Genomic DNA, 19,217 nt, shown 5'->3' with positions numbered 1-19,217 from the left:
CGTGCCCGCCTCGCCGCGGGCACGGCTTCCGGGGAAGCGCAGTACTGATGGCCCGCGTGCTCGTCATCGACGACAACCCGGCGGTCGCGACCGCCCTCGACGTGCTGTTCTCGCTGCACGACATCGGGACGCTCGCCGCCACGTCGCCCGAGGCGGGCCTCGCGCTCCTCGAACGCGAGCCGGTCGACCTGGTCGTGCAGGACATGAACTTCCATGCCGACACCACGTCGGGCGAGGAGGGCCGCGCGCTGTTCGCGGCGATCCGCGCGCGGCATCCGGACCTGCCGGTGATCCTGTTGACGGCCTGGACGCACCTGGAGGCCGCGGTCGACCTCGTGCGCGCCGGCGCCGCCGACTACCTCGGCAAGCCCTGGGACGATCGCAAGCTGCTCGCCTCGGTCAACAACCTGCTCGAGCTCTCGCAGGCCCGGCAGGAGATCGGCCGCCGGCTGCAGTCGGAGAAGCGTCGTCGCGACGCGCTGGCCCGCGACTTCGACCTGCGCGGCGTGGTGTTCGCCGATGCGGCCACCGAAGCCGCGCTGTCGCTGACCGGCCAGGTCGCGCGCTCGGAGCTTCCGGTGCTGATCACCGGGCCGAACGGCGTGGGCAAGGAGAAGTTCGCCGAGATCGTGCATGCGAATTCCGCCGTGCGCGACGGCCCGTTCGTGGCGCTCAACTGCGGCGCGCTGCCGGGCGAGCTCATCGAAGCCGAGCTGTTCGGCGCGGAGGCCGGCGCCTACACGGGCGCGACGCGGGCGCGCGAGGGCAAGTTCGAGGCCGCGGACGGCGGCACGCTGTTCCTCGACGAGATCGGCACGCTGCCACCGGCGGGGCAGGTCAAGTTGCTGCGCGTGCTGGAGACGGGGCGCTTCGAGCGGCTCGGCGGCAACCGCGAGCGCACCGTCAAGGTGCGGGTCGTCAGCGCGACGAATGCAGACCTGCCGTCGATGATCGCCGCCGGCCAGTTCCGGCAGGACCTCTTCTATCGACTCAACGCCGTGGAGGTGCGCGTGCCCGCGCTCGCCGCGCGCACCGACGACATCCTGCCGCTCGCACGGCATTTCCTGCCGGCGGGCAAGCGCCTGGAGTCCGATGCCGAACGCGCGCTGCTCGCGCATGCCTGGCCGGGCAACGTCCGGGAACTGCGCAACGTGGTGCAGCGCGCGGCCCTGCTGGCGCGGGGCGACGGCATCGGCGCCGGCGATCTCGGTCTGCCCGCACCTCCGGCCGTCGCTGCCGGGGACGAGCCCGACCGCGACGCCATCGAAGCCGCGCTCGCCCGCCACGCAGGCGTGGTCGCACAGGCCGCGGCCGACCTCGGCATGAGCCGGCAGGCGCTCTACCGGCGCATGGACCGGCTCGGGATTGCGCGGTGACCGCGTCGATCGCTGCGGCCGACGGACACCCGGCATGCGTGCCCTGCGTCGCCTGCCGCTGACCGTCCGCTTCACCGGCGTCGCCGCGCTGCACGTGCTGGCGACCGCCGGCGTCGCGTTGCTGCTCGACCGCTACGTGCTGACGCGCCCGGCGCTCGCCGTCGTGCTGGCCGTGCTCCTCGATCTCCCGCTGCTCGCCTTCCACGTGCGCCGCCTGCTCGCACCGGCGCATTCGCTGTTCCGCGCGCTCGCGGGCACGGTGGCGAGCTACCGCGATGGCGACTTCAGCTTCGGCCTCACGTGGGACGGCGAAGGCGAGCTGCGCGAACTCGTCGACAGCCACAACGCGCTCGGCGACGTCCTGCGCGAGCAGCGCGTAGCGCTGGTGCAACGCGAGCTGCTGCTCGACACGATGGTGCAGAACACGCCCGTCTCGATGGTGCTGGTCGGCCCGTCCGGTCACGTCGTGCACGGCAACCTCGCCGCACGTCGCATGCTCGGCGAGGGGCGGCGGCTGGAGGGGCGCCTGTTCGCCGACCTGCTGGTGGACGTGCCCGAAGCGCTGCGCGACGCCTTCGACCGCGGCGGCGATGCGATGTTCACGGTGGGCGAGGGCGACGACGAGGAGGTCTACCACCTGTCGCGTCGCCAGTTCCGGCTCAACGGCCGCGCGCACGAACTCGTGCTGCTGCGCCAGCTCACCGCGGAACTGAGGCGGCAGGAAGTGCAGACGTGGAAGAAGGTCATCCGCGTCATCTCGCACGAGCTCAACAATTCGCTCGCGCCGATCGCCTCGCTCGCGCACTCCGGCGCCGAACTGCTGCGGCGCGGGCAGCACGAGAAGCTGCCGGTCGCGCTCGCCACGATCGAGGAGCGCGCCCGCCACCTCGAAGGTTTCATCCGCGACTACGCGCGTTTCGCGAAGCTGCCCGCGCCGCGGCTGGAGCCGGTCGAGTGGTCGCGCTTCCTCGCCCAGCTGCACTCGCAGGTCGCGTTCCGCGGCGTGCACGACGTGGACGGCGTCGCACGCATCGACGTCGCGCAGATGGAGCAGGCACTGCTCAACCTGCTGCGCAATGCGCACGAGGCCGGCGGCGCGGCGGACGACGTGGAACTCCTCCTGCGGCGCGTGCCGGACGGCTGGCGGATCGACGTGCTCGACCGCGGGCAGGGCATGAACGAGGCCGTGCTCGCCAATGCGCTGCTGCCGTTCTATTCGACCAAACGCAATGGCACCGGCCTCGGGCTGGCACTCGTGCGCGAGATCGCCGAAGCGCATGGCGGCCGCGTCGCCCTCGCCAATCGCGAAGGCGGCGGGCTCTGCGTCTCGATGACCGTTCCGGCCTGACGACGCACCATTACTTCCGCGGGGTCGTGCGCACCTCCTGCAGGCCGCCGGTTTCCACCGCGCCGCTGAGCTGCAGGTCCTGCTGGCGCCAGTAGCCTGCGAACGCGCTGCGGCCTTCGCCGTAGAGGTCTGCGGCCGAGGGTGCCGTCGCGTTCGCGTAGGCGGCGGCATTGCTGCCGGTCTGCAGGCCGAAGGCCCCGCCCTCGGGCCGACCGCCGATCTCGAGCTTGCCGCGCTGGAAGCCGAGGTGGCTGCCGGTCATCTTCGACTGGAACAGCCGGATGGCGCCTTCCGTACGTGGCTGCGCGACGGCGTCGCCATAGCGGGCGTAGAAATCCTCGCCCTGCGCGACGGCCTCGTCGCGTTCGGCGGGCGTGAGCTCCGACCACAGCTTCTCGCGCACCAGCAGCAGGCGCTTCGTGCCGCGCTCGGCGGCGAGGTCGGACCAGACGTAGGCCTGCACCCGGTCCTTCGGCACGCCCGTGCCCTGCCAGTACATCAGCGCCAGCGCGTGCTGGGAGAACTTGTCGGCATAGGACGCCGCGATACGGAACTGCTCGGCGGCGGCCGTCGCATCGCCGCGCACCCATGCCTTGAGCCCGGCGAGCCGCGCCGTCTCGTTGGGCTTGCCCTTGGCGCTGCCTTCCAGCGCCTGCAGGTCGTGGAAGGTCATGCGCGTGAGGCTGAGGGCCTCGTCCGCACGCGCCGGGCCGGGCAGCGCGAGCGCCGCCACGAGGATCGCCGTACTCCACACACCCACTGCGTTCATGCGCGTTCTCCTGTCCGTGGTCGACGCGGACCGGCCGCGCCAGCGCCGTTGTAACGCAAGCCGCGCAGGATGACGACGGTCGCGCCGCCGAAGCGGCATGATCCGGATCCGAACACCGTCGTGACCGCCCGATCGATGAGCTCGCCACCGTCCGTATCGTTCGCGACCGCGCTCCGCGTCTGGGCGCGCATCGGCTGGCTCGGCTTCGGCGGCCCGGCCGGGCAGATCGCGCTGATGCATCGCGAACTCGTCGAGCGTCACCGCTGGATCAGCGAGCCGCGGTTCCTGCACGCGCTGAACTACTGCATGTTGCTGCCGGGCCCCGAGGCGCAGCAGCTCGCCGTGTACGTCGGCTGGCTGATGCACCGGCTGCGCGGCGGCCTCGCCGCCGGCGTGCTGTTCGTGCTGCCGGGTGTGCTCGTGCTGGGTGCCCTGAGCGCGCTCTACGTCCGTTTCGGGCACGTGCCGGCCGTCGACGCGCTGTTCTTCGGCCTCAAGGCGGCGGTGCTGGCGGTCGTGGTCGAGGCGGTGTTGCGCATCGGGCGACGTGCGCTGAAGACGCGCTTCCTGATGGCGGTGGCCGTCGTCGCCTTCCTCGCGATCTTCGCCTTCGGCGTGCCGTTTCCCGCGCTCGTGCTCGGCGCCGCGGCGGCGGGCCTCATCGCGCGACGGCTGCGGCGGTCCTGGCTACCTGCGCCGACCGTGGACGATGCGCAGGCCGATGCGCACTACGTGGTCGACCGCATGCTCGCCCGCGGCGATGCGCCGCATACGCGGCCCTCGCACCTGCGGGCGGCGCTGCTCGCGATCGGGATGCTCGCACTCTGGATCGCGCCGGTGCTGGCGGCCGTCGCCTGGCTGGGGCCGACGCACGTGGTCGCCGCCGAGGGCCGCTTCTTCGGGCAGGCCGCCGTGCTGACCTTCGGCGGTGCGTATGCGGTACTCGCCTACGTGGCGCAGCGCGCGGTCGAATCGTTCGGCTGGCTGCGCCCGGGCGAAATGATCGACGGGCTCGCGCTCGCGGAGACGACGCCCGGCCCGCTGATCATGGTCGTGCAGTTCGTCGGCTTCGTCGCTGCCTACCGCGCGCCCGGCGGGCTCGATCCGTGGCTCGCCGCGGTGCTCGGCGCGCTGATGACGACATGGGTGACGTTCGTCCCCAGCTTCCTCTTCATCTTCGTCGGCGCGCCTTACGTGGAGTCGTTGCGGCGCCACGCCGGCCTGCACGCGGCGCTGTCCGCGATCACCGCGGCGGTGGTGGGCGTCGTGCTCAACCTGTCGGCGTGGTTCGCGGTGCACACGCTGTTCGGCCGCACGACCGCGCTGCGTTCGGGACCGTTGCGGCTCGACGTGCCGGTCTGGTCGACCCTCGACCCCGGCGCGCTGGTGCTCGGCACGCTCGCGATGCTCGCGCTGCAGCGTTTCCACATCGGGCTGGCGCGCGTGCTCGCCGGATGCGCGCTCCTCGGCGCGGCGTATCGCCTGGCGATCGCCTGACCGCACCGTGGCGCGCCGGGCGTGACGCGGCGCGGGCGGTTTATTCGATGTCCGGATCCGACAGCAGCAGCGCGGCCGCGGCGGCCGCCCACCATGGCCGGGCGCCCGCCGCGACCGTGGGGTCGAGATGCACCTGGCGCCCGTCGACCACGTCGACCAGCATCAGGCTGCGCGCCGGTTCGCCGACGATGTACCCGGTCGGGCTGGCGAGCGGCAGCGACGTGCCTTCCAGCGCGCGCGTGCTGCGCACGGGCAGTGGCGCGGTTTCTGGAAGCTCCAGTCGGCCTTCGAGGTCGCCGCCGGTGCGGGCGAGCGTGAGCCGGCCGCGGCGGTCGCCGTCGCGCAGTTCGCAGTCGAGCAACGGACCGGCGAGGCGGGTGAGGTCGACGCTCAGCCGTTGCGCATCGCCGCGGCCAGCGGTCCACGCGCGGTTGACGCAGGCGACTTCGATCGTGGGCGCATCCGACGATTGCAGCGAGAACGCGTAGCGGCGCGCGGCGCGCCCGACGTCCGCCCCGCCGAGCGGCACCGCCCAGGCGAACGTGCCGCCGTCGTCGACCTCGCGGGCCGTGTACGGCCCGATCGACACCGGCTGCCCGGCGCGGCGCGGCGAGATGCCGCGCACGTCGAGCACGGTGGCGGACGCGGCGAGGCTCGCGGGGTGTTGCACGCGCGCGGCGGTGCAGGCGGACAGCAGCGGCGCGAGCGCGAGTGCGCAGGCGAGGGTGACGTAGGTACGCGGCATCGATCGGCCTCCGGACGGTGGCCGCAGCCTAGGACGACCGCGCGCGGGCGACGCGACCGTCCATCGTCACGCCACGGCCGGTTCAGCGGCCGTTCGCGGCCCCGACGCGGCGCCGGATGCGCTTACTTGGGCGTCTTGCGCGGACGCTGCCAGCCTTCCAGCGTCGACTGCCGCGCGCGCGCGATCGTCAGCTCGCCCGCCGGCGCGTTCTTGGTCACGACCGAGCCCGCCGCGATCGTCGCCCCGCGCCCGATCGTGACCGGCGCGACCAGCGCGCTGTTCGAGCCGATGAAGGCCTCGTCCTCGATGGTGGTGCGGTGTTTGTTCGCGCCGTCGTAGTTGCAGGTGATCGTGCCGGCGCCGACGTTGACCTTCGTGCCGATCACCGCATCACCGACGTAGCTCAGGTGATTGGCCTTGCTCGACACGCCCATCAACGTGTTCTTGGTCTCGACGAAGTTGCCGATGTGCACGCCGTCGGCGAGCACCGTCCCCGGCCGCAGCCGCGCGAACGGGCCGATGCTCGCGGCGCCCTCCACGACGACGCCCTCGAGGTCGCAGTGCGCGCGCACCTCGGTGCCCGGGCCGAGCTTCACGTCCTTCAGCCGGCAGAACGGACCGATGCGCACGCCGTCGCCGAGCTCGACGTCGCCCTCGAGGATCACGTCCACGTCGATCTCCACGTCCATGCCGACATGCACCGTGCCGCGCTGGTCGAAGCGTTCGGGATCGGCGAGGCTCGCGCCGGCGACGCATAGCGCCTGCGCGCGACGGCGCTGCAGCGCGCGCTCGAGCTGCGCCAGCTGCCAGCGGTCGTTCGCGCCTTCGACCTCCACGGGATCGTCGACCAGCACGATCTCGGCGGGATCGAATTCGTCCGCCGCGGAGGCGAAGACGTCGGTGAGGTAGTACTCGCCCTGCGCATTGTCGTTCGACAGGCGCGCGAGCCAGCGCGCCAGCGGCGCGGCATCGGCGACGAGGATGCCGGTGTTGACGGTGGTGAGCTCGCGTTCGTCGTCGCTCGCGTCCTTGTGCTCGACGATGCGTGCGACCTTGCCGGCGGCGTCGCGGATGATGCGGCCGTAGCCGGTCGGATCGTCGAGTTCGGCGGCCAGCATCGCGATGCGGCCCTCGGCAGCCAGCAGTCGCGTGAGCGTCTCGGTGCGGATCAGCGGCACGTCGCCGTAGAGCACCAGCACGCGCGCCTCGCCGTCGAGCTGCGGCATCGCCTGCTGCACCGCATGGCCGGTGCCGAGCCGCACCGTCTGCTCGACCCAGTCGAGGTCGTCCTGGCCGTCGAACGCCGCGCGCACCTGCTCGCCGCCGTGGCCGTAGACCACGTGGATGCCCACCGGCTGCAGCGTGCGCGCGGTATCGACGACGTGCTGCAGCATCGGCCGGCCCGCGACCGTCTGCAGGACCTTCGGCCGCGCGGACTTCATGCGCTTGCCTTCGCCGGCGGCGAGGATGACGACGTGCAGGGGAGCGGCCATGGCGGGTTCGGCGGGGGCGAGGGCGACCGATTCTAGCGGCGCAGGCCCTGCGGCCGGCGTCGTCGTCGTGGGCGGCCGCCGGCCGAGGCCCTAGGATGCGCGCCATGTCCGCATCTCCCGCCTCGCCTCCGGGCGGCATCGCGCTGCAGCGCCGCCTCGTCGAGGCGGGCCTGTTCGCCTGCGTCGCCGGCCTGCTGGTACACCGCACCTGGCAGGCGCTGCCGGCCGCGCGCTTCGGCGAGTCGCTGGCGCTCGCGGCGCTATGGGCGGGACTGGCCGCGCTGCTCGCGCGCCTGCGTCCGCTGCGCATGGCCGAGGCGACCGCGTGGATCGGCGCCCTTGCGCTCGTCGTGATGGCCGGACCGGGGCCGGTGCTGGCCTCGTTGCTCGTCGTGGCGGCCGCGATCGCGTTGGGCCGGCTGCTCGTGGCGGACACGGCCATCGCCTTCGTCGTCGGCGCCGGCCTCATCGCCGGAGCCGTTGGCTGGGTGCTGCCGTGGCCCGTGCACCGCAGGGCGGTCTACGTCCCCCTGCTGTTGCTCGTCGTCGTGGCGCGGCGGCGCGACGTGGCGGCCTCGTTCGCGGATGCGCTCGCACGGACCCGCGCATCGATCGACGCGGCGCCGCGCGCGGCCGCGTTGGGTCTGCTGGCCGTCGGTCTCGCATCGACGGGTGCCTGGCTGCCCACGCTTCAGTACGACGATCTCGCCGGCCACCTCGCGCTGCCCTGGCAACTGATGCGGAACGGCCGGTACGCGATCGATGCGACGCATCAGGTGTGGGCCCTCGCGCCGTGGGCGGGCGACGTCCTTCACGGCGTCGTGCAGGTGGTCGCCGGGGCGGAGGCGCGCGGGCCGTGGAACGTCGCCTGGCTGCTCGCCTGCGTGGCGCTGGTCCATCGCATCGCGGGTGCACTGGGTGCGCCGGTCGCGCTTCGCTGGGCGGCGGTCCTGCTCGTCGCGACATTGCCTCCGGTGATCGCGCTGGTCGGCGGCATGCAGACCGAACTGCCGGCCACCGTGGCGATGCTGGCGCTGCTGGGCCTCGCGCTGGCACCGCAAGTACCGCGCAGCCTGCCCGGCATCGCCGTCCTCGCGGGATTCCTCGCGGCATTGAAGATCCTGCATCCCGTGGCCGCGCTCGGCGCACTGCTGTTCGCGACCGTCCGCGCGCGGCCGTGGACGGCGAAGGCCGTTGCAACGGCCGCGCTGCTGCTCGTGCTCGTCGGCGGTTCGAGCTATGCCTGGGCCGCGTGGCGGTGCGGAAATCCGGTGCTGCCGCTGTTCAACGACGTCTTCCGGTCGCCGTGTTTTGCACCCGTCGCGTTCGCCGATGCGCGCTGGCAGTCGGTGCCCGGCCTGCCGCGTGCATGGTCGATGACCTTCCTCACCTCGAAACACCTCGAAGGCTTCGACGGCGGCCTCGGTTTCGCGCTGGTCGCGCTCGCGGGCGCGGCGGTGGTGGCACTGCTCGACCGCCGCACCCGCGTGCCGATGCTGTGCGCGCTCGTCGCGATCGCCGTGCCGATGGGCGTCGTCGCGTATGCGCGCTACGTCGTGCCGGGTGTCGTCCTGCTCGTTCCGGTCGCCGTCGCGGCGATCGCGCGCACCCTGCCGCAACGGCGCGCGATGGGCCTGCTGCTCGCACTGGCGTTGCTCGACCTCGCCTTCCAGTCGAATTCGCAATGGATGCTGCACACGGGCGCGGTGAAACGCGCCGTCGCGGCCGGCGGTCGCGACGCGCCGGTGGTGGCGCGCTATGCGCCCGAGCGCCTGCTCCTCGCCCGCGTGCGCGAGCGCACGCCGGAGCTCGTCGTCCTCGATCTCGGCGGCGCCGCGCAGGCCGAGATGGCCGGTCACGGACGCACCACGCTCTGGTACGACCCGGCGCTGCATGCCGGCGCGCGGGCCGCCGATCGCGACGCGACGGGCGCCGCCTGGGCGCGCCTGCTGCGCGACGAGCGCATCGGCGGCGTCCTGCTGCGTGCCCCCGATGCGACGCCGGCGCGCCGTGCCGGGCTCGCCCGGGCCGGCGCCCACCTCGCGATGACCGAGGGCCCTGTAGAGTTCTGGGCCCTTCCGACCCGCCCCACCGAATGAGCCTGAGCCGACAGAGCCGCGCCTACCTCACGATCGGCCTCGTGCAATGGCTGGTCGACTGGGCGCTCGTCGTCGCGCTGACGCATGCGGGCATGGCGATCGAACCGGCGAACGTGCTCGGCCGCATCGCGGGTGCGTCGCTCGGGTTCTGGATGAACGGGCGCTTCACCTTCGGCGGCGACGAGACGACGATGGGGAGCACGCAGTTCACGCGCTTCGTCGTGATGTGGATCGCGACGACGATCGTGAGCACGTGGTCGCTCGGCGTGATCGACCAGTACGTCGGCCTGCACTGGGCGTGGCTCGCCAAGCCCGCCGTGGAGTTCGTGCTGGGCGTCGTCGCGTTCCTGCTCTCGCGACACTGGGTCTATCGACGCTGACATCGCGTCGCCTTGAAGCGCCGTTCATCGCCGGCGCGCTACATCCGTCTCCAGTCGGTCGCGTTCGGGCCGATAGCCGTGGCGAGGGCCGCGGCACCGGAGGTGATGCGATGGTTGACGTACGGCAGGGCGCGTCCGCCGAACTCTGGCAGGCGCTGGTGCACGAGGCGGGCGAGCGTGCGGGCTGCACGCTCGACGAATCGCGCGAGGCCTATCTCGTCTTCATGTTGCTGCGGCACCAGGCCGACGGCCGCGGGCTCGCACGCACGCAGGCGCTCGACTGGCTGCATGCGCAGTCGCTCGCCGGCCACGTCCGCGAGGATTCGCTGCGCGACGTCGGTGATCGTTGCCTGCTGATCGCAGGCCTGTATCCCGCGCTCGCCGAGCGGCGCCGCGTCAATGTCCGGTACTTCATCGACCTCGGGCGCAGCGCCTATCTCGGCATCGCCGAAGCGGGGCGCTCCGCGTACGCGGCGCTGTTCGGCCAGCTCGCGGACGGTTACGGCGAGCTCGTCTGCACGCTGCGCGCGATGCGCCCGGACATGGTCGGCGTGCCGGTGGACTACACACGCATGGCGCGGCTCATGCCCGCGCCCGGCCGGCACTGAAACGCGAACCGCCGGCTCGGGCCGGCGGTCGCGATGGCGCGGAAGCGTTCGATCAGGGCGTGTAGCGCAGCGTCACGAACAGGCCGCGACCGGGCTGGCGGTAGAACTCGACCGTCTCGTAGTCGCGGTCGAACAGGTTCTCGACGCGCGCCTGCAGGCGCCACGCCGCGGTGAACGCGTATTCGGCGCGCAGGTCGAAGGTCGCGAACGCGCCGAGGCGACGCCTGTTCGCGAGGTCGTCAAAACGTTCGCCTTCGCCCGCGGTCGTGAAACCAAGACGGAAGGCGCCGAAGCTTCGGTCGAGGTCCAGGCGGGCGCTCTGGCGCGCACGACGCGGCAGGGTGCGCGTGACGCCAGGCGTCGTGCGGTTGTCGGCATCCACCCAGCTCAGGCTGCCCGCCGCCGTCCAGCCGGCGAGCACGGTGTCGCCGCTGAGTTCGACGCCGCGCAGCTGCGCGCGCTGGATGTTCTCGGGCCGGAACGTGGTGGAGCTGTAGGCGATCAGGTCGTCCACCGAGGTGCGATAGGCATCGAGACGCAGGTTCGACGTCGCGCCCGTCCAGGCGAGCGACGCCTCCACGGTGCGCGAACGTTCCGGATCGAGGTCCGGGTTGCCGAAGCCGAACGGGTAGTAGAGCTCGTTGAACGTCGGCGCCTTGAACGCGGTGCCCGCGCCCACCGTCAGGCGCCAGGTCGGCGCGAGGTCGACGCCGAGCGCGAGGTTGCCGGTCGAGTGACCCCCGAACTGCTGGTTGTCGTCGTGCCGGGCGCTGGCCTGCAGGTCGAACGCGCCGAAGTCGCCGAGGTACTGCACGAACGCCGCGCGATCGATGCGACGGCGGAGCACGTAGTTCGTCGTGCTCTGCACTTCGTCGCGCTGCCATTCGACGCCGGTGCTCAGGCGGTGCCCGGTGGCGAGGCTGAAGTCGCCCTGCAGCGACGCGGTGTCGCGGTTCGAGGCGAAGTCGCCCATGAACGTGGCGCCGCTGAAGTTGTCCGACGCGTCGCGGTTGCGGCCGGCCTGCAGGCGCAGCGACGCGGCCTTAGAGGGCGTCCAGGTCACGCCGCCGCCGACGACCTGCTGCACCGTGGTCGAGCGGTTGTAGAAGCCGTCGTACTCGTTGTCGCCTTCGGCGCGCAGCGCGTTCGCATCGACCGTCCAGCCCGTGGCGATTTCGGCGCCGCCGCGCAGCGAGACGGAATTGCGGTTGTAGCCGTCGCGGTCGGGCTCGTTGGCGAAGCAGCCGCCGCTGAACGATCCGCGGCAGGAGTCGTAGCCCTGCGTCTGCTGGCGCGAGGCATCGACGCCGAACCAGCCGCGGCCGACGCGGCCGCCGACGCCCGCGCTCGCCTCGTAGGTGTCGCGGCTGCCCGCGCCGATCGAGAAGCGCGGGGCGAGGGCGCCGTTGTCGCGGCGCGTGAAGATCTGGATGACGCCGCCGATCGCCTCGCTGCCGTACAGGCTCGAGCGCGGGCCGCGCACGATCTCGATGCGATCGATCAGGTCGACGGGAAGGTCCTGGAACGACACGAGGCCCGACGTCGCCGAGCCCATGCGCACGCCGTCGACGAGCACGAGCACGTGGTCGGATTCGCTGCCGCGCAGGAACACGGTGGTGAGCTTGCCGAGGCCGCCCTGGTTGCCGATCGAGACGCCGGCGCGGCCGCGCAGCAGGTCGGGCAGGGACCGCGCCTGGCTGCGCTCGATCTCCTCGCGGTCGATCACTTCGACGGGCGCGAGGGCATCGCGCACGGCGACGGGCGCGCGGTTGGCGGTGACGATCACTTCGTCGAGGGTGTCGGCGTCCGAGGCGAACGCGGACGGAGCGAGCGTCGCCAGGACGGCGACGGTCAGGGTCTTCAGCATCATTCGGGAACATCTCCAGCGGGCACGGCCCCACGCCGTGCATGAGGGGAAGTCGCGTGGAGAGGAAGCACGAACGGAGCGCGCGCACGGGCGCACGAGCCGCCGCGACGCCCTCCGCATCGCAACCAGTGGGCTTCCGGGCCGGTCTCCGGACTCGCGAGGGGATGTCAGGGCCATCCGTCCAGGGCGCCTTCCCGTGACGTGTCGTCACAGTGGCCGATGCCATGGATGCACTCGCTTACCGTTGCGGGGGCAGTGCCGGGCTGGCGGATCGGATCGATCGCGCGTCACCGGCTTCCCGTTTCAACCCGACGCCGGACGGCGGCGGGTCACCCGAAAGCGCGCGCAGTCTACGTGAAAGCAGACGCGGACGTGCGCCCGCGATGGAACGCTGCCGCGATACGGCGTCAGAACGCGAGCGTGTCGGGCGCGTCCTCGGCGACGGGCGCGTCGTGCGCTTCGCCGAGCGTGGTGATGCATTCGGTCGGCACGGGGCCGCGACGCGAGGAGGGCAGCAGCGCGGTGGCCGCCTGCGCCTGCGCGGCGAGTTCGGCGCGGCGGTCGATCTCGACGTGCTGCCAGTGGCAACCGACGAGTGCGCCTTCCAGCGCGTACAGCAGGTTGAGACTCGGACGGAAGCCCGCGCGCTTGACGCGCATGAAGGCTTCGAGCGCGCCGATCGCATGCACGTCGTCCCACGTGCGCAGCCCGACCTGGCGCAGCCACGCCGCGGACTTGCCGCCGATGTTGAGGAGTCGCGGCGCGTCGGTGGTGCTCATGCGATCGATTCGACGAAGGCGCGCGCGATCGCTTCGAGGCCGGCCTGGTCGTCCGCGTCGAAGCGGTCGGGCTCCGGGCTGTCGAGGTCGAACACGCCGATGAGGCTGCCGTCCGCCGCCACCAGCGGCACGACGACCTCGGAGCGCGAGGCCGAATCGCAGGCGATGTGGCCCGGGAAGGCATGGACATCGGCGACGCGTTGCGTCTGGCGCGTCGAGGCGGCCGCGCCGCAGACGCCCTTGTCGAGCGGGATGCGCACGCAGGCGGGCAGGCCCTGGAACGGACCGACCACCAGTTCGGTGCCGTCGTACAGGTAGAAGCCGACCCAGTTGAGCGCCGGCAGCGCGTGGTAGACGAGCGCGGACAGGTTGGCGGCGTTGGCGATGCGGTCGTGCTCGCCGTGCAGCAGGCCGTGCACCTGGGTCAGCAGCTGCGCGTACTGCTCGGGCTTGCTGCCGCTGAGCGTGGAGGCGATGAAGGTCATGCCGGGAGTCTAGCGCGTCGATTCCGGCGCTCCGGGTGCCGGAAGTCGCACCAGCGGAACGCCGGGGGCGTTTGCCGGGACAGCGTGTTCCGCATGGCGTCGCATGACATGACTTTCCGCCCGCACGCCGCAGGCGGTCGATAGCTAAACTCCCCGGTGCACAAATCCCCCGCCGCCCGCCCCGTCGCGGGCGGCCGTCGTTTCCCGGAGATCCCGATGGCCTCTTCCCGTCCCTTCGTCGCGGCCGCCGCGCTCAGCCTGCTGCTCGCCGCCTGCGGCAAGGACGCCGCCCCGCAGGGCGGCGGTCCGGGCGGGGCGATGCCGCCGGCCGAGGTCGGCGTGCTCGAAGTCCGGCCGCAGGCCTTGCCGCTGCGTCGCGACCTCGTCGGCCGGCTCGCGCCGTACCGCACGGCCGACGTGCGCGCCCGCGTGCCCGGCATCGTCCAGCGCCGCGTCTTCGAGGAAGGCGCCGACGTCCGTGAAGGCCAGGCGCTGTTCGTGATCGACCCGGCCGAGCTGCAGGCGCAGTCCGGGCAGACGCAGGCGGCGCTCGCGCAGGCCGAGGCGCAGTTCGCCAACGCCCGCGCCACCGCCGCGCGCGCGCGCCAGCTCGCGCCGGGCAAGTTCATCTCCCGCAACGACCTCGACAACGCGATCGCGGCCGAGCGCAGCGCCGCCGCCGCCGTGCAGCAGGCCCGCGCCGCGCTGTCCAGCTCGCGGATCAGCCTCGGCTACTCCACCGTGCGTGCGCCGATCTCGGGCCGTGCCGGGCGTGCGCAGGTCACCGAAGGCGCGCTGGTCGGGCAGGGCGCGCCGACGCTGCTGGCCACCATCGACCAGATCGACCCGCTGTACGCCAACTTCTCGATCTCGATCGCCGAGCTCGACCAGCTGCGCCGCGCGCAGTCCGAGGGCGAGCCGGGCGACCGCGACGTGCAGGTGCTGCTGCCGGACGGCACGCCGTACGGCGCGCGCGGCAGCCTCGACTTCGAAGGCAGCGTGGTCGACCCGGCGACGGGTGCGGTCTCGATGCGCGCAAAGCTGCCGAATCCCGACCGCCGCCTGCTGCCCGGTACGTTCGTCACCGTGCGCGCCACGCTCGGCCGCCAGACCGGCGTCTTCCTCGTGCCGCAGGCCGCCGTGCTGCGCGACGCGCAGGGCGCCTACGTGCTCGTGGTGGGCGCGGATGGCAAGGCCGCGCGAAAGGACGTGGGCGCCGATCGCCAGCAGGACGGGCAGTGGATCGTCGACCGCGGCCTCGCGCCGGGCGATCGCGTGATCGTCTCGGGCATCCAGAAGGCGCAGCCGGGCGCGCCGGTGAAGGCGACCCCGTGGACGCCGGCGGCGCCCGCTACCCCGGCCGCGCCCGCCGCGCCGAAGGGCTGAGCCGCCATGTCCCGCTACTTCATCAACCACCCGGTCTTCGCCTGGGTGATCGCGATCATGATCGTGATCTCCGGCCTGCTCGCGATCCGCGGCCTCGGCGTGGAGTCGTATCCGAACATCGCGCCGCCGCAGGTGGGCGTGTCGGCGAGCTATCCGGGCGCCGACGCGCAGACCGTCGAGCGCGCGGTGACGCAGATCATCGAGCAGCAGCTGTCGGGCATCGACGGGCTCGACTATTTCAGCGCGTCCTCCGCGCAGGGCCAGGCATCGCTCAACCTGACGTTCAAGCCCGGCACCGATCCGGACATCGCGCAGATGCAGGTGCAGAACAAGGTCGCGCAGGCGACCCCGCGCCTGCCTGCCGACGTCACCCGCAACGGCGTCACCGTCGCCAAGGCGAACTCCGGCTTCCTGCTCGTCGTCGCGCTGCGCTCGTCCGATCCGGCGATCGGCAAGGATCGCCTGTCCGACCTGCTCGCCTCGAACGTGCTCGACCAGATCTCGCGCGTGCCCGGCGTCGGCGGCACGCAGCTGTTCGGTGGCGAGTACGCGATGCACATCTGGCTCAACCCGGCCAAGCTGCAGGCGTACGGGCTGTCGGCGAGCCAGGTGCTCGCCGCGGTGCGCGCGCAGAACGTGCAGTTCTCCGCCGGCCAGGTCGGCGGTGAGCCCTCGCCCGAGACGCAGATGTTCACCGCGACGGTCGCGGCGGAGGGCCGTTTCTCCACGCCGCAGGAGTTCGAGGAGATCCTGCTGCGCACGGATCCCAGCGGCGCGGCGGTGCGCCTGCGCGACGTCGCGCGCGTCGAGGTGCAGGGCTCCGCGCACGGCTTCGACCTCAAGTGGGACGGCTCGCCGGCCGCGGGCTTCGCGGTGCAGCTCGCCCCGGGCGAGAACGCCCTCGCGGTCGCGGCCGCGGTCAAGAAGCGCATGGACGAGCTGCAGCCGAGCTTCCCGAAGGGCGTGCAGTGGTTCTCGCCGTACGACAGCTCGGCCTTCGTGCGCGTCTCGGTGGACGAGGTCATCAGCACGCTCGCCGAGGCGATGGTGCTGGTGTTCCTGGTGATGCTGCTGTTCCTGCAGAACCTGCGCGCGACGCTGATCCCGACGCTGGTGATCCCGGTCGCGCTGCTGGGCACGTTCCTCGGCATGAAGGTGCTGGGCTTCACGATCAACCAGCTCTCGCTGTTCGGCATGGTGCTGGCGATCGGCATCGTGGTCGACGACGCGATCGTGGTGATCGAGAACGTCGAGCGGATCATGACCGAGGAAGGCCTCGGCCCGCGGGAGGCCACCTACAAGGCGATGGACCAGATCACGGGCGCGGTCATCGCGATCACGCTGGTGCTCGCCGCAGTGTTCATCCCGAGCGCACTGCAGTCCGGCTCGGCGGGTGCGGTCTACAAGCAGTTCGCGCTGACCATCGCGATGGCGATGCTGTTCTCCGCCTTCCTCGCGCTCGGCTTCACGCCCGCGCTGTGCGCGAACCTGCTCAAGCCGAGCGCACACCACGATGCGCGCAATCCGATCTTCCGCTGGTTCAACCGCGCCTACGACCGTGCCAGCACCACCTACGTCCGGCACATCGGCCATGCCGTGCAGCACGCGCCGCGCTGGATGGCGGTGTTCGCCGCGCTCGCGCTGCTCACCGGCTTCCTGTTCTGGAAGATGCCGGGATCGTTCCTGCCCGAGGAGGACCAGGGTTACGCGCTCGCCGTCGTGCAGCTGCCGCCGGGCGCGACCCTGCGCCGCACGCAGGCCGTGTTCGAGCAGGTGCGCAAGCAGGTCAATACGATCGACGGCTACGACGGCATGATGCAGGTCGCCGGCTTCAGCTTCATCGGCCAGGGCGAGAACGTCGGCATGGCCTTCATCAAGCTCAAGCCGTGGGATGCGCGCAAGATCACCGCGACGGAGTTCATCCAGCAGGCCAACCAGCGCCTGTTCGGGATCCGCGACGCGCAGATATTCGTCATCAACCTGCCCACCGTGAACGGCCTCGGCCAGTTCGGCGGCTTCGACATGTACCTGCAGGACCGCAGCGGACAGGGCCGCGAGGCGCTGATGGGCGCGATGGGGACGCTGCTGGCGAAGGCGGGCGAGGACAAGACACTCGTCGGCGTCCGCCCGAACTCGCTCGAGCCGTCGCCGCAGTTGAAGCTCGACGTCGATCGCGTGCAGGCGCAGGCGATGGGCCTGCAGGTCGGCGACATCTACAACGCGATCCAGATCATGCTCGCGCCGGTCTACGTCAACGACTACGTGCAGGGCGGCCGCGTCAAGCGCGTGACCATGCAGGCCGACGCGCCGTTCCGCACCGGTCCCGAATCGCTCGGCCGGTTCTACACGCCGGCCGCCGGCGCGGACGGCGCACCGTCGATGGTGCCGCTGTCGAGCGTGGTGCGCTCGCAGTGGACCGTCGCGCAGCCGTCGCTGACCCGCTACAACGGCTTCGCCGCGGTGGAGATCGTGGGCGCGCAGGCGCCGGGCAAGAGCTCGGGCGAGGCGATGGCCGCGATGCAGCGCATCGTCGAGAACGACCTGCCGGCGGGCTTCGGTTACGACTGGGCCGGCCAGTCCCACCAGGAGATCCTGTCGGGCAGCCAGACGACGATGCTGATGGTGCTGTCGATCGTCGTCGTCTTCCTCTGCCTGGCCGCGCTCTACGAGAGCTGGTCGGTGCCGGTGGCCGTGCTGCTGGTGGTGCCACTCGGCGTACTCGGCGCGATCGTGTTATCGATGGCGCGCCAGTTGCCGAACGACATCTACTTCAAGATCGGGCTGATCACGGTCATCGGCCTCGCCGCGAAGAACGCGATCCTGATCATCGAATTCGCGATCGCGGAGCGGCAGGCGGGCAAGCCGCTGCGGCAGGCCGTGGTCGAGGCCTCCAAGCTGCGCCTGCGTCCGATCCTGATGACGTCGTTCGCCTTCATCATGGGCGTGATGCCGCTGGCGATCTCGAGCGGCGCCGGCGCGAACTCGCGACATGCGATCGGCACCGGCGTCATCGGCGGGATGCTGTTCGCGACGTTCCTCGGCCTGCTGCTGATCCCGGTGTTCTACGTGATCGTGCGTCGCCTGCTCGGCGACACGCTCGACGATCCGCCGAAGCCCGATCCGAACGACCACCACCACCGCATCCCGCTCTGACGGCTGCGGCACACGAGCCCCCGCATCGCGGGGGCTTTTTTTTGCGACCGCGGTGCCGGCGCCGCATCGATGGCAAGTGCACCGGTGCCGGCATCGATCGACGCAGCGTCCGGATGGCCCCGGGCTGCGCCGCCGCGATCCGGCGCCCCGTTCCCGGGCACAAAAAAACCCGGCAGCGCGGGCTGCCGGGTTCGGGTTCCAGTGGGGACTGGAGAGAGAAACTTACTTCGCGGACTTGCCGGTCGCGGCGGCCGCGGCCTGTTCGGTCGCCTGGACGGTGCCCTTGGCGGCCTGCGCGAACTGGGTCTGCGCCTGCTGGACGGTCTCGTTCGCGGTGCGCGCGACGGCCTCGAACTGGCCCTTCGCGATCTGCGCGACGGACTCGTTCGCCTTGACCATGCGGCCGAGGACGTCCTGGCCGGTGGCGACCGACTTCTCGAGGTTCTCGCGGACGATCTGCGCGCCCTTCGGGAACAGGTTCTTGGCGCCTTCGAGGTCACGGACCTGCGAAGCCTCGCCGAGGAAGGCGAAGGTCGCGGTGGCGCGCTCTTCGACGGCCGCGAGCTGCAGGCCGAAGATCGCCTGCGCGTTCTCGAGGGTCAGGCGGTTGATGCGCGCGGCCGTGTCGGCGAACTGGCGGGTGGCGGCGGCGAACTGGTCATTCATCTGTGCGTACATGGCGGGCTCCTGAAGTGGCCGGAATTGGCCGATGCAGCGGGTTGGTGCGATGCAACATAGCTCGGTCTATGTTGCGGTGCAACAACCGCTCGTCGGCCGTTGTCGGCGGGTCAGGAAGCCCACGGCCGCTGGCTCGCAGCCGAGCGGCAGTCGGGCGGCCGCTAGGCGCCGGGGCCGCGGTAGCGGCAGCCGGAGGTGCAGGTCTCGTGGACGACCACCTCGGCGAGCAGGGGCAACTCGGGCTTGAGGCGCTCCCAGATCCAGGTCGCGAGGCGCTCGCTGGTCGGGTTCTCGAGCCCCTCGATGTCGTTGAGGTAGTGGTGGTCGAGCCGGTCGTAGAGGGGACGGAACGCCGCCTTGAGGTCGGCGAAATCCATCACCCAGCCGGTCTGCTCGCCGGGCTCGCCGCGCACGTGGATCTCCACGCGGAAGGAGTGGCCGTGCAGGCGCGCGCACTTGTGCCCCGGCGGCACGTTCGGCAGCCGGTGCGCGGCCTCGAGGGTGAAGACCTTGAAGATATCCATCGGCCCCATTGTACGGGCCACCCCCGCCGC

At 71.8% G+C, this 19,217-nt stretch carries 16 protein-coding genes and 1 riboswitch; of the genes, 8 read left to right on the top strand and 8 right to left on the bottom strand.

Annotated elements, in window-relative coordinates; translation table 11 throughout:
- Positions 1–47 precede the first annotated feature (47 nt).
- Positions 48–1,376 (top strand): sigma-54-dependent transcriptional regulator, encoded by a 1,329-nt coding sequence (locus ACY35P_RS04185; RefSeq protein ID WP_462114580.1) that lies wholly within the window; start codon positions 48–50, stop codon positions 1,374–1,376.
- A gap of 34 nt (positions 1,377–1,410) precedes the next feature.
- Complete coding sequence (locus ACY35P_RS04180; RefSeq protein ID WP_462114579.1) at positions 1,411–2,724, top strand: sensor histidine kinase; 1,314 nt, start codon at positions 1,411–1,413, stop codon at positions 2,722–2,724.
- Positions 2,725–2,734: 10 nt separating this feature from the next.
- Here the strand turns inward: ACY35P_RS04180 and ACY35P_RS04175 are convergent, their stop codons facing one another.
- On the bottom strand, positions 2,735–3,493 hold the full coding sequence (locus tag ACY35P_RS04175; protein ID WP_462114578.1) for an SEL1-like repeat protein: 759 nt from the start codon (positions 3,491–3,493) through the stop codon (positions 2,735–2,737).
- Positions 3,494–3,628: 135 nt separating this feature from the next.
- Between ACY35P_RS04175 and chrA the strand changes: the two genes are divergently transcribed.
- A complete protein-coding gene (gene chrA / locus ACY35P_RS04170) occupies positions 3,629–4,990 on the top strand; it encodes a chromate efflux transporter (protein WP_462114577.1) in 1,362 nt (453 codons plus the stop codon).
- A 40-nt stretch (positions 4,991–5,030) separates the two neighbouring features.
- Here chrA and ACY35P_RS04165 read toward each other — a convergent pair whose 3' ends face one another.
- The gene (locus ACY35P_RS04165; protein ID WP_462114576.1) at positions 5,031–5,735 is read right to left on the bottom strand and encodes a hypothetical protein; all 705 of its coding nucleotides are present in this window, start codon (positions 5,733–5,735) and stop codon (positions 5,031–5,033) included.
- Positions 5,736–5,857: 122 nt separating this feature from the next.
- On the bottom strand, positions 5,858–7,228 hold the full coding sequence (gene glmU / locus ACY35P_RS04160; protein ID WP_462114575.1) for a bifunctional UDP-N-acetylglucosamine diphosphorylase/glucosamine-1-phosphate N-acetyltransferase GlmU: 1,371 nt from the start codon (positions 7,226–7,228) through the stop codon (positions 5,858–5,860).
- A 104-nt stretch (positions 7,229–7,332) separates the two neighbouring features.
- Here glmU and ACY35P_RS04155 point away from each other — a divergent pair, with 104 nt between their 5' ends.
- From ACY35P_RS04155 to ACY35P_RS04145, 3 genes are all read left to right on the top strand, one after another.
- Positions 7,333–9,327, top strand: coding sequence for a hypothetical protein (locus tag ACY35P_RS04155; RefSeq protein WP_462114574.1), 1,995 nt, complete (start codon positions 7,333–7,335; stop codon positions 9,325–9,327).
- Positions 9,324–9,707, top strand: a complete 384-nt coding sequence (locus ACY35P_RS04150) for a GtrA family protein (protein ID WP_462114573.1) — start codon at positions 9,324–9,326, stop codon at positions 9,705–9,707. The genes ACY35P_RS04155 and ACY35P_RS04150 overlap by 4 nt, the downstream gene beginning before the upstream one ends.
- A gap of 110 nt (positions 9,708–9,817) precedes the next feature.
- Positions 9,818–10,315, top strand: coding sequence for a hypothetical protein (locus ACY35P_RS04145; RefSeq protein ID WP_462114572.1), 498 nt, complete (start codon positions 9,818–9,820; stop codon positions 10,313–10,315).
- Between the two features lie 52 nt (positions 10,316–10,367).
- On the opposite strand, the gene btuB is transcribed toward ACY35P_RS04145, so the two are convergent.
- From btuB to ACY35P_RS04130, 3 genes are all read right to left on the bottom strand, one after another.
- Positions 10,368–12,185 carry a TonB-dependent vitamin B12 receptor gene (gene btuB / locus ACY35P_RS04140; RefSeq protein ID WP_462114571.1) on the bottom strand — a complete coding sequence of 606 codons (1,818 nt, stop codon included), beginning with the start codon at positions 12,183–12,185 and terminating at the stop codon, positions 10,368–10,370.
- 119 nt (positions 12,186–12,304) lie between these two features.
- Positions 12,305–12,534: riboswitch (cobalamin riboswitch) on the bottom strand.
- A gap of 55 nt (positions 12,535–12,589) precedes the next feature.
- On the bottom strand, positions 12,590–12,961 hold the full coding sequence (locus ACY35P_RS04135; RefSeq protein WP_462114570.1) for a TfoX/Sxy family protein: 372 nt from the start codon (positions 12,959–12,961) through the stop codon (positions 12,590–12,592).
- Positions 12,958–13,446 (bottom strand): GAF domain-containing protein, encoded by a 489-nt coding sequence (locus ACY35P_RS04130; RefSeq protein WP_462114569.1) that lies wholly within the window; start codon positions 13,444–13,446, stop codon positions 12,958–12,960. Before ACY35P_RS04130 ends, ACY35P_RS04135 begins: the two co-directional genes overlap by 4 nt.
- A gap of 216 nt (positions 13,447–13,662) precedes the next feature.
- Between ACY35P_RS04130 and ACY35P_RS04125 the strand changes: the two genes are divergently transcribed.
- Positions 13,663–14,832 carry an efflux RND transporter periplasmic adaptor subunit gene (locus ACY35P_RS04125; protein ID WP_462114567.1) on the top strand — a complete coding sequence of 390 codons (1,170 nt, stop codon included), beginning with the start codon at positions 13,663–13,665 and terminating at the stop codon, positions 14,830–14,832.
- A gap of 6 nt (positions 14,833–14,838) precedes the next feature.
- Positions 14,839–17,985 carry a multidrug efflux RND transporter permease subunit gene (locus tag ACY35P_RS04120; RefSeq protein ID WP_462114566.1) on the top strand — a complete coding sequence of 1,049 codons (3,147 nt, stop codon included), beginning with the start codon at positions 14,839–14,841 and terminating at the stop codon, positions 17,983–17,985.
- 222 nt (positions 17,986–18,207) lie between these two features.
- On the opposite strand, the gene ACY35P_RS04115 is transcribed toward ACY35P_RS04120, so the two are convergent.
- Positions 18,208–18,663: a phasin family protein gene (locus ACY35P_RS04115; RefSeq protein WP_462114565.1), complete on the bottom strand. Its 456-nt coding sequence runs from the start codon at positions 18,661–18,663 to the stop codon at positions 18,208–18,210.
- Positions 18,664–18,824: 161 nt separating this feature from the next.
- Positions 18,825–19,187 (bottom strand): 6-carboxytetrahydropterin synthase QueD, encoded by a 363-nt coding sequence (gene queD, locus ACY35P_RS04110; RefSeq protein ID WP_462114564.1) that lies wholly within the window; start codon positions 19,185–19,187, stop codon positions 18,825–18,827.
- Positions 19,188–19,217: the final 30 nt, after the last annotated feature.

Source organism: Lysobacter xanthus (assembly GCF_047159895.1).
This window is presented reverse-complemented; position numbering and strand designations above follow the sequence as displayed.

Excerpts from the sequence above, each read along its gene's own strand:
- ACY35P_RS04165 (WP_462114576.1), bottom strand. The coding sequence starts at position 5,735 with ATGCCGCGTACCTACGTCACCCTCGCCTGCGCACTCGCGCTCGCGCCG.
- ACY35P_RS04150 (WP_462114573.1), top strand. The coding sequence starts at position 9,324 with ATGAGCCTGAGCCGACAGAGCCGCGCCTACCTCACGATCGGCCTCGTG.
- ACY35P_RS04120 (WP_462114566.1), top strand. The coding sequence starts at position 14,839 with ATGTCCCGCTACTTCATCAACCACCCGGTCTTCGCCTGGGTGATCGCG.
- ACY35P_RS04130 (WP_462114569.1), bottom strand. The coding sequence starts at position 13,446 with ATGACCTTCATCGCCTCCACGCTCAGCGGCAGCAAGCCCGAGCAGTAC.
- btuB (WP_462114571.1), bottom strand. The coding sequence starts at position 12,185 with ATGATGCTGAAGACCCTGACCGTCGCCGTCCTGGCGACGCTCGCTCCG.
- ACY35P_RS04155 (WP_462114574.1), top strand. The coding sequence starts at position 7,333 with ATGTCCGCATCTCCCGCCTCGCCTCCGGGCGGCATCGCGCTGCAGCGC.
- chrA (WP_462114577.1), top strand. The coding sequence starts at position 3,629 with ATGAGCTCGCCACCGTCCGTATCGTTCGCGACCGCGCTCCGCGTCTGG.
- ACY35P_RS04145 (WP_462114572.1), top strand. The coding sequence starts at position 9,818 with ATGGTTGACGTACGGCAGGGCGCGTCCGCCGAACTCTGGCAGGCGCTG.
- ACY35P_RS04185 (WP_462114580.1), top strand. The coding sequence starts at position 48 with ATGGCCCGCGTGCTCGTCATCGACGACAACCCGGCGGTCGCGACCGCC.
- queD (WP_462114564.1), bottom strand. The coding sequence starts at position 19,187 with ATGGATATCTTCAAGGTCTTCACCCTCGAGGCCGCGCACCGGCTGCCG.
- ACY35P_RS04115 (WP_462114565.1), bottom strand. The coding sequence starts at position 18,663 with ATGTACGCACAGATGAATGACCAGTTCGCCGCCGCCACCCGCCAGTTC.
- ACY35P_RS04135 (WP_462114570.1), bottom strand. The coding sequence starts at position 12,961 with ATGAGCACCACCGACGCGCCGCGACTCCTCAACATCGGCGGCAAGTCC.
- glmU (WP_462114575.1), bottom strand. The coding sequence starts at position 7,228 with ATGGCCGCTCCCCTGCACGTCGTCATCCTCGCCGCCGGCGAAGGCAAG.
- ACY35P_RS04125 (WP_462114567.1), top strand. The coding sequence starts at position 13,663 with ATGGCCTCTTCCCGTCCCTTCGTCGCGGCCGCCGCGCTCAGCCTGCTG.
- ACY35P_RS04180 (WP_462114579.1), top strand. The coding sequence starts at position 1,411 with ATGCGTGCCCTGCGTCGCCTGCCGCTGACCGTCCGCTTCACCGGCGTC.
- ACY35P_RS04175 (WP_462114578.1), bottom strand. The coding sequence starts at position 3,493 with ATGAACGCAGTGGGTGTGTGGAGTACGGCGATCCTCGTGGCGGCGCTC.